This is a genomic window from Haladaptatus ordinarius, assembly GCF_054177595.1.
The window spans coordinates 1-11256 of record NZ_JBPEHH010000114.1 but is presented as its reverse complement, the minus strand read 5'-3'; the positions used below and the strand labels follow the sequence as shown (position 1 = coordinate 11256).

At 53.0% G+C, this 11256-nt stretch carries 8 protein-coding genes and 1 pseudogene; 1 reads left to right on the top strand and 8 read right to left on the bottom strand.

What is annotated here, in order from left to right:
- Nucleotides 1-137 precede the first annotated feature (137 nt).
- Nucleotides 138-452 (top strand): annotated as a pseudogene (locus ACR3FF_RS23130) (pyridoxamine 5'-phosphate oxidase family protein); the annotation flags it as partial.
- A 224-nt stretch (nt 453-676) separates the two neighbouring features.
- Here ACR3FF_RS23130 and ACR3FF_RS23125 read toward each other — a convergent pair.
- The 8 genes from ACR3FF_RS23125 to ACR3FF_RS23090 form a co-directional block, all read right to left on the bottom strand.
- On the bottom strand, nt 677-1432 hold the full coding sequence (locus tag ACR3FF_RS23125; protein ID WP_458190495.1) for an ABC transporter ATP-binding protein: 756 nt from the start codon (nt 1430-1432) through the stop codon (nt 677-679).
- Entirely contained in the window at nt 1429-2475 is a 1047-nt protein-coding gene (locus ACR3FF_RS23120) for a branched-chain amino acid ABC transporter permease (protein WP_458190494.1), read from the bottom strand. Before ACR3FF_RS23120 ends, ACR3FF_RS23125 begins: the two co-directional genes overlap by 4 nt.
- Nucleotides 2472-3389 carry a branched-chain amino acid ABC transporter permease gene (locus ACR3FF_RS23115; protein WP_458190493.1) on the bottom strand — a complete coding sequence of 306 codons (918 nt, stop codon included), beginning with the start codon at nt 3387-3389 and terminating at the stop codon, nt 2472-2474. The genes ACR3FF_RS23120 and ACR3FF_RS23115 overlap by 4 nt, the downstream gene beginning before the upstream one ends.
- A 15-nt stretch (nt 3390-3404) precedes the next feature.
- On the bottom strand, nt 3405-4706 hold the full coding sequence (locus ACR3FF_RS23110) for an ABC transporter substrate-binding protein (RefSeq protein ID WP_458190492.1): 1302 nt from the start codon (nt 4704-4706) through the stop codon (nt 3405-3407).
- Nucleotides 4707-4843: 137 nt separating this feature from the next.
- Nucleotides 4844-6871, bottom strand: coding sequence for a hydantoinase/oxoprolinase family protein (locus ACR3FF_RS23105; protein ID WP_458190491.1), 2028 nt, complete (start codon nt 6869-6871; stop codon nt 4844-4846).
- Nucleotides 6868-8769: a hydantoinase B/oxoprolinase family protein gene (locus tag ACR3FF_RS23100; RefSeq protein ID WP_458190490.1), complete on the bottom strand. Its 1902-nt coding sequence runs from the start codon at nt 8767-8769 to the stop codon at nt 6868-6870. Before ACR3FF_RS23100 ends, ACR3FF_RS23105 begins: the two co-directional genes overlap by 4 nt.
- Nucleotides 8742-9617, bottom strand: coding sequence for an NAD-dependent epimerase/dehydratase family protein (locus tag ACR3FF_RS23095; protein ID WP_458190489.1), 876 nt, complete (start codon nt 9615-9617; stop codon nt 8742-8744). The genes ACR3FF_RS23100 and ACR3FF_RS23095 overlap by 28 nt, the downstream gene beginning before the upstream one ends.
- Before the next feature lie 67 nt (nt 9618-9684).
- Nucleotides 9685-11049 carry an MmgE/PrpD family protein gene (locus ACR3FF_RS23090; RefSeq protein WP_458190488.1) on the bottom strand — a complete coding sequence of 455 codons (1365 nt, stop codon included), beginning with the start codon at nt 11047-11049 and terminating at the stop codon, nt 9685-9687.
- Nucleotides 11050-11256 lie beyond the last annotated feature (207 nt).

Genomic DNA, 11256 nt, shown 5'->3' with positions numbered 1-11256 from the left:
AGCAGCCGTAAGAACAGTGTCTGGATGGTAGAGAAATCTCATAATCACCCATCCAGACGCTTCCTGAGAATCTAACCCCGTCAGTCGTGACTATCCACTGACTCGATGGGAAGTACCGAGTATGGGCAGATTACGACGGTACGCACGTTCTCGTGGTCACAAAAAAGGGGACGCGCAAACACAGGAATGTGCAACATGATCCACGTGTTACGGTCACCGTCATCGATTCCGAGGATATTTACCGATACGTGGAGGTTCGCGGCGAAGTGGAGAAAATGCCGGAGCAGGGGGCACTGGCGTTCAGTGACGAACAGGCACAGCGATATTGGGGGGTTGACGAATACCCTTTCGCCCGTGACCATCCCCGAGTTCTCTTTCATATTCGGCCCCAGCGGGTCGTTGCGCCGTCGGTCGGAACGCCACCTGAACGCTCAGACGTTACTGATAGCTAAGTAGTCTGTATCTCGCGATCACAGGGTCTGGTCGAGGTTGTGAACGAAGCAGGCGAGAATGGATTCACGAACTGCACCCACCAGTATTGGGAGTGGAGAGTACAGACTTAGCGCTAAAGGAGATGACTACTCCTCGACGTTGCATTAGCTATCGATGCCCCCTACGATACACCATCAAATGTAAGATTAACGCAAGAATCTCGTGGGGGAGAGTAGTGAGGTCGCTATTCGCCGAGATATGCATCGATCACACGCTCGTCCTCTAGAACATCCTCTGGTTTGCCAATCGTAAGGAGTTGGCCCTGTGCCAGGACGATTAGCTTGTCGACGAGTTCTGTGAGCGTTTCCAACTCGTGCTCGATGAGGACGACCGTCATCCCCTCGCTATTAAGTTGGTTGATGTGTTCAGCGATACGCTTCGTCAGCGTCGGATTGACACCTGCGAACGGTTCGTCGAGCATGAGGAGTTTTGGATCGAGCATGAGTGCTCGTGCCAGTTCGAGAAGCTTTCGCTGGCCGCCTGAGAGGTTACTGCTGTACTCGTCTGCCAGATGATCGAGTTCGAATCGATCGATGAGCCTGGATGCCTCGTCAGCTACTTGCGCTTCACGACGCTTCATACTATTTGACTGGCGAAGAGCGGGAATGGTGTGTTCTCCTGGCTGATTCGGTGCAGCAAGACGAACGTTTTCGGTCACCGTCATGGTTTTCAGCTCCCGCGTGAGTTGGAACGTACGAACCATCCCACGATGTGCGAGTTGATGAGGTGCGTCTCCCGTAATTTCCGCGCCGTCGAACTCGACGGCTCCACGATCGGGTTCGAGAACCCCGGTCACACAATTGAAGAAGGTCGTCTTTCCGGCACCATTGGGACCGATAATCCCCACGAGGTCACCTTCCTCAATCTCAATAGAAAGATTATCAAGTGCTGTTAGCCCGCCAAACGTCTTCGTAAGACCGTGTGCAGCGAATAGCTTCATTGATTCACCCCCAATTCATCCGGGTCGCCAAAGATGCCCTCTGGCCTGTATCGGATGATGATCACAAGAATGAATCCGATCAGGATGAGCCGTAGTGACGCGAACTGGTCTTGGGTGACGGGTGAAACGTTGATGAGGAACCGAGACATGAGTCGCAAGCTCATGATGAGTGCAAGTCCGACGATTACTGCACGGTTGTTCGCTGCTCCGCCCAGTAGCATTCCGATCCAGATCGTCACAGTAACATTGAGTGTGAAGAATCCCGGAGCGATAGATCCGTTGTACATCGCATAGAGGCCTCCAACGAATCCTGCTAGAACAGCTCCGTAAATGAACGCCTGCATTTTGTACCTGAAGACATTCTTCCCGAGTGTTTCGGTCACCAGATCATCAGCTCGAATGGCGCGAAGCACTCTGCCGTACGGGGCACTTGTAAGCCGCTCAACGAGTGCATAGGCTACGAGGACGACCGCTGTTAAGATCAAGAACGTCGTGACCATCACCTTATCATTGCTCGAAACAGCGTCTGCAATCGGCTGTGGAATCCCGAGTAGTCCCGTTTCACCGCCAGTGATACTGGAAAAACTGGCTGTGAGATCGTGGAAGATTTCTGCTGCGGCGAGTGTGACGATTGCGAGAAAGTCATCACGAAGGCGTAGCGTTGTCACTCCGATGATTCCGCCGACGATGGCAGCAATGACGATGCTAGCCAAAAGGGCGATCGGCCACGGAAGTGCAAGACCAATACCAGCGAACGGATCAACAGCGGCCATGATGCCTACGGTGTACGCCCCAACAGCGAAGAAAAGGACGTGTCCGAAGTTCACCAGCCCTGTGAACCCATACTGGAGATTCAACCCGATCACTAAGATGCAGTACACGAGAAACAGGATTCCAACCTCAAAGAAGACGTTGAGTGTACCGGGAATTGTGATTGTAATCGGGAGTACTAAGATTGCAACTGCGATGCCAGCACAAATTGCACTGACGAGCAACGGATCCTGTCGAATCGAATCGAAGTCAACTGTATCCCTGTAACTCATGCTTTTCGAACCTCCTTGCCCACGATGCCATTCGGACGGACGAGTAGGACGGCGATGAGTACGAGAAACGAAACCGTCGTGCCGAGTTGGGTCGCCCAACTCGGTAAGAGCGCGATCGAGACGGACATGATGATTCCGAGCAGATACGCTCCAAGAATGGCTCCATAGGGACTCCCCGCTCCACCTAGGATCGCAGCCGCGATGATTGGAAGGAGTTGACCGAATCCAAGTCCAGCACTCGCATTCGTCTGGATCCCAAGTAGCAGTCCGGCAAGCGCGGCAAGCGATCCTGCGATGATCCACACCGCATCGCGGACACGGTTCGTATCAATACCGGTTACCAGTGCAAGGTTCTCGTTGTCAGCCATCGCTCGCATCGCGATTCCGAATTGAGATCGCGTCAGAGCAAGATGCATTCCGACGAATACTACGATGGCAATCGCAATCACCGTGAGATGCTGGCTTGTGACGAAGAAGTCACCGAGGATATTGATTTTCAGAACGGTCAGGTCGGGAAGGAACTCGAACTGATACCGTGTCGTCGCCCCACCGAGAAAATACCGTGCTTTAGCTCCCGCAGTGAGTCGAATCGCGTTCCTGAGGATGAGTCCGAGACCTATCGACGTCAAAAGAAGGGGAATGCTCCCGGCTTTTCGAAGCGGGGTGAAGAACAGACGAGCGAGGAGGAAGCTCCCAATTCCCCCGATTACGAGTGCGATTCCGATCGCGAGTGGGAGTGATTGAGTGAATACCGTAGCAGCGAGGTAGCCTGCATAGGCACCGATCGTCATATACTCCCCATATGCAAAGTTTATCATATTTATTATACCATAAATAAGGGTGAATCCAATCGCCGCGATTGCGATGTACGACCCGTCCACGAGTCCGAAAACGATGTTCTGTGCGAGTCCCATAGAATGATGTGAGGTTTAGTATTCGTCGACAACTCCGGAGAGTTCCTTCGCCTTGATGACTTTCGTCTGTTCGAACTTATTACCGGTCATCGTCGTGATAGCGACATCGCCCAAGACGTTGCCATAGCCGGTGAAGTTGACCGGTGTCCCAGCACCTTGGAAGTTGATGTCGTTTCCGTTGTCGATTTCTTTCATACCTTTCTCGAAGGTCGAAACTTTAGTACCGCCATCGCGCGTGATCGGTCCGAGATTTTTCTCGATAGCTTCCGTGGACGCCTCACCCGCTTTGTGCAACGCGAGCGCAGTAGATACCACCGCATCATAGGCAGGCGCTGCCCATGCGTGAAGTTCAGCATCCCCTGCCTTCTTGAACGCCGAAACGAACTCCTTATAATATGGACCTTGCCCAGTGGGGGATGAGACCCACGCTCCTTTCAAGTCTTTCCCGACCGCCTTGACGAGGTCGTTCGAAGCGAGGGTGTCTTCCAGAATCGGTTGGTTGCCATATCCTGCGTTCGACCAATCACGAAGCAGCGTTGTCGCGTCTTCAAGAGCAAGTGCGACAACGAAGCCATCGAAGTCTGCCTGAAACAGCCGTTCGAGTTCAGCCTGATAGCTTGATTTTCCTTCCTCAACTTCGACTTTCTTTACCACCTTTCCGCCGCCGTTCTTGTATGCACTGATGAACGCATCAGCCCACGACCGTTCACCCTGAGACGTCCCGTTGATTACACCGACCTTTTTTGTCCCATTGCTGAGCGCATTTTTCGCTGCACCGGCAGTGTGAACAGTATCGCTGATAGTCGTCCGCCAAATCCACTCGTCATCGCTCAACTTGTCCGGTGTTTCGTGATCTCCACCTTTGGTGTCGAGAGCAGTCGAGCCAGGCCAGGGCGTGTTGATCGGAACCTCTTTTTCGACGAGGAAATCGAAAAGCGGTGTTATCTCGCTCGAGAACAATCCGTTGATCGCAATCGCGTTGTCGTTGTTGATGAGCTGTTCGAAGACTGATTTCGCTTGCTGTGGGCTGACAGCGGTATCTCGTCGCTTTAATTTGAGCTTTGCTCCGAGCGGACCTCCAGCATCGTTGATTTGCTTGACTGCAAGGTCACTGGCCTGTGAAACTGCTGGTTGCAGGAAGTCCCACTTGCCGGTCAGGGCTGCTGGTTGTCCGAATGTGACACTGTCTGGGGCGCTGGAATTACCCATACCGATACAACCCGCAATTCCAGTTGCAGTCGCAACGCCTGTGGCCTTTAGGAAATTGCGACGACTTGCACTACTTCTCCGCTGTTCACCATTGGTATACCGCACCATACCATGGAAACAGTAGAACGCATTAATAATTCTTTTGATGATTGACTTTCATATTGGCGTTAAATAATAACTGAACGACGAGATTCTGTCGTTACGGAGATTGTACGGCTAAAGACACATCCGATGGTGGGCCGATCTCAGAGTGAGAGGATCATCGAGCCGTGTTTGGAGACTTCAGCAGACGTGGCTGGCGGGAGGAGCGAAGTGCATCCCGGTTCTTCGATAATTGCTGGCCCATTGATTCGACTACCAGTCGTGAGGTGCGGTCGCCAATAGACATCAGTTGCAACGTAACCACGGCCTTCGAAGTATACCTCACGCGTATCGCAAACTGCATCGGCCACCGGAACATCGATATGATCGGTCACCGGTGGAGTAGCGATATGACCAGACGCTCGTAAAGTAATCACCTCGACTGGTTCTTCGGGCATAGAATATCCATAAAGCTGAGCGTGTGCTTCGTGGAACTGCTGAATGGTATCTTCGAGGGTCTTTTCCGAGAGAGTGTTGCCTGCCACTGGTACCGTCAGCTCATATGACTGGCCCTTGTACCGAAGATCGAGGTGTTTCTCGATAGTAACATCGCTCTCAAAGCCCTGATTAGCAAACCGTTTTCGAAGCGTCGATTCAAGATTAGCAAACTGGTCACGTGTAGTTTCTGCATGTGGCTGGCGGCCAAGATACGCTTCGGATTCGTCCATCCGGACATCGGCGAGTAACAATCCACGCGCCGAAAAGACGCCTGGATTTCGAGGGACAATGATAGAACTCATATCCATCTGGTGTCCCACAGCCGCTGCTTGGAGTGGTCCGGCCCCACCAAATGCAGCGAGTGAAAATTCGGCAGGGTCGCGCCCCCGCTCGACCGTTACTCGTCGTATCTCACGACTCATTTTCGCATTCGCCACCTTGAGGACGCTCAACGCTGCCTCTTCCACTGATTCACTGAGAGGATTTGCGATTTCAGTTTCGAGAATCTTCTCGGCTTGCTCTGTAGCCTCCTCGATATCGCCTTCGAGGAACCCCTCTGGATCGATGCGACCGAGTACCAGATTGGCGTCAGTGACCGTCGGATTAGTCCCCCCTCGACCATAGCAGATCGGACCTGGATCAGCACCGGCGCTCTGTGGGCCAACCCGGAGTCCTCCTGCTTTATCGACCCATGCGATGCTTCCGCCTCCTGCACCGACCGTATGGATATCTATGAGTGGTGTGTTGATTGGGAGATTGTTGATCTCTCCTTCAGTCGATCTAACGATTTCTCCATCTTCGATAATACTGACGTCGGCACTCGTTCCCCCCATATCGAGGCCGATTACATAGTTATGGTCTTCTGTTCGACTCACATCCCTCGTGGCAACTGCCCCTGCGGCAGGTCCCGACAGAACGGTGCGTATAGCGAACTCCGTCGCCTGCTCCCGTCCGAAGATGCCCCCACCGGAGTGCATGATATTTAACGGTATCTCGAGCTCTCGTTCGTCGATACCTGAATCGAGGCGCTCGAGATAGTCCGCGATGCGAACTTTCACTGCTTCGTTTAGAACCGTCGTTACAGTTCGATCGTATTCCCGAGTTTCAGGATACACGGCAGACGAAAGCGCATACGAGATATTTCCGTCAGTCTGCTCGATCAACTCGCCGATTCGGCGTTCGTGATCATCGTTTAAATAAGAAAACAGCATCGACACGACGATCGAATCCACGTCGTCTTCGACCAACGCATGGATGACTTCTTTCGCCTGATCCTCATCGAGGTCATCGACGACATCACCCTGTGCATTAATCCGACCAGCCACCTCGCGACGGTGGGAACGTGGAATCAGTGCCGGAGGTTTGTCCGTTTGGAGATTGTACAGTTCTGGCCGTGTCTGATCCCCAATCTCGAGTACGTCACGGAGCCCTTCGTTCGTGATGAGGCCGAGTTTTGGAATATCATCCTCGAGGACAGCGTTCGTACCGACGGTGGTACCATGACTGAGGAACGAGACGTTCTCGGGGGTTGCCTCTGTCTGTGAGAGTATCTTATCGATACCGTTCAACACGCCTTCGTCAAAGTTCGGCGGTGTAGATGGTGTCTTTGTGATATGTATCTCTCCCGATTCCTCGTCGTAGAGCACTACGTCCGTGAAAGTGCCGCCAGTGTCGACGCCGAGTCGAATCGTCATGCCGAATCACCTCCCTCAGTCGCTGTCCCCTCACGGAGCTCAGTGCGCAATCGTCTGGTCTGCACTTCGTCGACTTCGGTTCCATCATCTAATAGCACGACTCCATATTCCTCTCTGGCTCGTTCAAGAGATACTTTCTCGTTTCGGACGTCGGCAAGCACACGATCTGGGTCACGGTCGAGCGGGTCTCCATAGCCTCCACCGCCTGGCGTTTGAACACTGACGACGTCGTTCGGGTCGAGTTGCGTGGTCGATTTCGAGTTCAACATTGTTTCGTCATTAGATTCTGGATTACGAACGAAGCGTGACGGCATGGCACTGTGGCCACCGAACAATCCCCATGGTTTCGACCGCGTTCGTTCAGTGAGCAAGGAGAAAGAAGCGCTGTGATCGTAGAATTCGAGATCACGCCGAACACCAAGACCACCACGCTGATGTCCTGCTCCTGCGGAATCCTGGATAAGTTCGTATCGTCGGACGTACACCGGAAGTTCGGTTTCGAGTTCTTCTATTGGACTGTTTGCGGTATTCTGAAAGTGTGTTTGGACTGCGTCCATTCCGTCTTTCTCTGCTCGCCCACCATAGCCACCAGCGACGGTTTCGTAGTAGACGTACTCACCATCATCTCGTGGGTCTGTTCCACCATACGCGACGTTACAAACGATTCCTTTCGTCGCTGCGATCGTCTCATCGGGAATGGCATCGGCGAGTGCTTTCGTCACGAGGTCGCCAGCACGCATGGGTATCTCCCAACCACCGGCCACTGGTGCGTTGTACGTCGGATTGACCATCGTTCCCCCTGGTGTATTGAACTCGAACGGTCTATAGAATCCGTCGTTCTTTGGGAGATCCTCACCGATAAACGCCATTATGACTGCCATCGTCCCTGCGAACACCATCGCTGGCGTGCAGTTCAATGGCCCTTTGTTCTCTTGTGCAGTCCCTTCGAAGTCGACTGTCATCTCGTCTCCGTCGATACGGATAGTTAAATTGAGTTTGACTGGCTCGTCGACAACTCCGTCGCCATCCATGTAGTCTGACGCCGAATATGTGCCATCGGGAAGTTCCATGATAGCTGTGCGAACACGACGTTCAGTGTAATCGAGAAGTTCGTCGAGATACGTTGTAAGCTGGTCGTGGCCGTACGTATCGTAAAGATCGTTGAATCGCTGCTCTCCAATGTTGTTCGCGCCGAGTTGTGCTTGGTAGTCTCCACGCCGCATTTTTGGTTCGCGAACATTTCGCAGAATTAGTGAGAGAATGTTTTCGTCGTACTCCCAGTTTTTCACCGCGTGGACACCGGGGATAATGATGCCCTCCGCGTATAGTTCTGTGCTATCGTTCGGAATGCCACCAGGTGTTCCACCACCGATATCCACGTGGTGTGCTGAATTTGCAGCATACCCTACAATCTCGTCCTCATGGAAGAGTGGAGAGATGAGCATGACATCTGGCAGATGGACAGCACCCTTGTACGGATCATTGATGAGAATACCATCACCGGGAGCCAGGTCGTCCTCCCATTCTTGTATGTTCTTTGGAACAACTGAGACGAGCGACCCGATGTGCTGGGGGGCGATATCGTGCTGCGCTACGTGTCTGAGTTCCGAATCGAAAAGCGCGCAAGTGTGATCACGTCGTATTTTGATATTCGTTGAATAGGCGGTCCGCTGGAGCGTAACCCCCATTTCCTCAACGATGCTCTTTAGCGAGTGACGGAATATTTCCAACTCACCTGTGGCAACCATACCTCTATTCTTGACCACTATATCATAAAGTGTAGGGTCGATTAAATCGGCAAAAGAAGCATCGTCGTAACGACCGAGAGAACAAACAGAACCAGATCGGCGACACTCTCGACAACACACTCCTAATTTTCGGTGGGTGGGCCAGTCCACTCTGCTCCATTGTCCTCGGGTTGGTAGCCAAGTACTTCACGGGTGTGCGAGAGGTCGACCCACGTTGCGTCGTTGTCGCTGACGCCCCAGAAAATATCGAAGTCCACCGTTTCATCTTGGAGACAACGGTCGACCAACTGACCTAGATCTCGGTGTGATAGCCAAGTTGCTTTCAGCCGTTCCGCCATGTATTCATAATCCGGGCTAGCACGTGTCCACAGATCGGCTTCAACGCCCTCCTCTGCAAGTCCATATGGGTGATCGTGTTCCGCGTCGCGGACGCTCTTGATTCGCAACGAATAGAAACGCTTCGGGAAGTCGCGTGTGTTCGTGGCAAATGCAGGATGGACATCGGCCAATGGGTTTTCATGACTCTCGATAAAGAGTCGCCCGAGACTTTCTCCAAAGATCTTCGAGACACCATAAAAGGAGTCTGGTTGAACAGGTACTTCGTGATCGATTTCGAGGTCGTAGTCGGGATCGTATAGCTCGGGTGCTAAGTCGAGTTCGCACATGCCAACAGTGTGGATCGACGAGGCGAAGATGAACTGTTCAACTTCGGCCTCTGCTGCCGCCTGTAGAACGTTGTACGTCCCGACGAAATTGGCCTGAAGGATTTCGTCCCACGATCCACTCAAATCAACGATTGCAGCCAAGTGGATGACAGCGTCGTGGCCATCAAAATGAGGCCGGATGTCGTCGTAATCGGTGATATCGGCGACTATCGTTTCCCGGTTTGGATGACTGTCTTTATCAAGACACGTGAATTCGTACTCCTCGTGGTCGCCGAGCTCCGAGAGGATTGCCTGTCCGACGGTACCGTTCGCTCCCGTGATTAGGATTCGCATACCTCAATCTGAACACTGCCGACAAGTGATAAATATGTTTGGGTCGAAGTGGTTACTATTCGGTAACTCACTGAAGATATGTGAGTATAGGAGTAATAGTGTGCTGGTCACGGAGGGAATCTAATGCCGTGAGTGCTTCCTCGCTATCCGTAGTGGTTGCGCGATCGACACACATTCGGAATTTCTCGTGGAGTGTCTCTCGAGAAAGCGGGTCGGAGTACGTCCCCGGAGGGTGGTCGAGCGAGTGTTCGTAGTAACTACCATCCGTCGTGTGGAGGCGGATCGTTGTTGCATTCGAGTCGTAGTCCAGTTCGGGATTGACTGAGAGTGAAACCGTCTCACGAACACGTTGTACTGTCGGGTCGTCAACATTCTCGTCGTCAAATGCGGCTAAATCGACCATCCGGTTCGTTACGGCGTACCCAACGACGTATGGCATCGAAAACTTTGCCTCAAGGCCATTCTCTGGGTCATCGTGATGCAAGGCGTCAGCCGTCCCCTTTGAAGCGACAACATCAATCTCGGCTATATTACGTGGTGGGATATCATGTGTTTCGACAAGGTCGACGACGCCTGCGATGGTCGAGTGTGTGAAGTAGCAACATGGGTATTTCTTGACGTGTACACCATCCCCAAGGAGTGCCCAGCGCGAACCAAGTTCGTAAAATGCATCATAGCTCGGGGCAACACCGCCGCTATAGAGATCGAGAAAGCCACGGTCTCCAACGATTGCGTTCGGGGCCGCCGTCCAACCCTCTGTTGCAAGCAGTGCAGCAGTAAGACCAGAGCGGGCGGCCTGACCGACGTGCATTGGTTTCGTCATCGAACCGAAATTGCGTTTCAAACCAGCAGGCATTGAAGCTGCGATATTCAACGCTTGTCGTGTCTGTGATTGGTCCAAGTCGAGTATTGAGGCAGCAGCTGCAGTCGCACCGAATGTGCCGAGTGTCGCTGTCGCGTGCCATCCACGCTCGTAGTGATGCGGACTAATCGGTGCGTTCAGATAACACTGCGTTTCGAAGCCGGCCACATATGCGGTAATCACCGCTCGCCCAGATGCGTCCTCATCATCCGCAAGTGCGAGAATGGGTGCCACCATCGGGACACTCGGGTGCCCGCCCATCCCCCACGAAACATCGTCAAAGTCGAGTCCGTGGCCTGCCGTCGCATTGATAAAAACAGCCGTCGGGAGCGGGAGGGTCTGATTACGACCAAGGAGTTTTGCGTTGCCATCTCCCCAACGCTCAAAGGTTTCTGCCGCTGCTTTACCGGCCCCCTCCGTCATACCAGCGACGGTTACTCCGACTGTGTCGAGAACACATCGTTCGGCGAGACGGACAGCATCGGTGGGAATATCGCCGAATTTGAGGTTAGCTATGAACGTGGCAAGGTCGGTGATTGGAGTCGTATCAGTATCTGGGTGGTCGGTCATCTGATACTCTAGAACGCGTAACCAAGCTATATGGATTTTTCCCAGACAGATAGACGGTGCCCTCTGTGAACGAGTAGTGTATTTCACGGGCCGTGTTTAATCGCCAGACAGCACCGGATCAAGTCGCTGGAGTAAGGGTGATGAAGCGGAAGACTGCGAAGTGTGCCAACGCAAATCTCCCGCTTCACCGAACGAACTGTCTTCGCA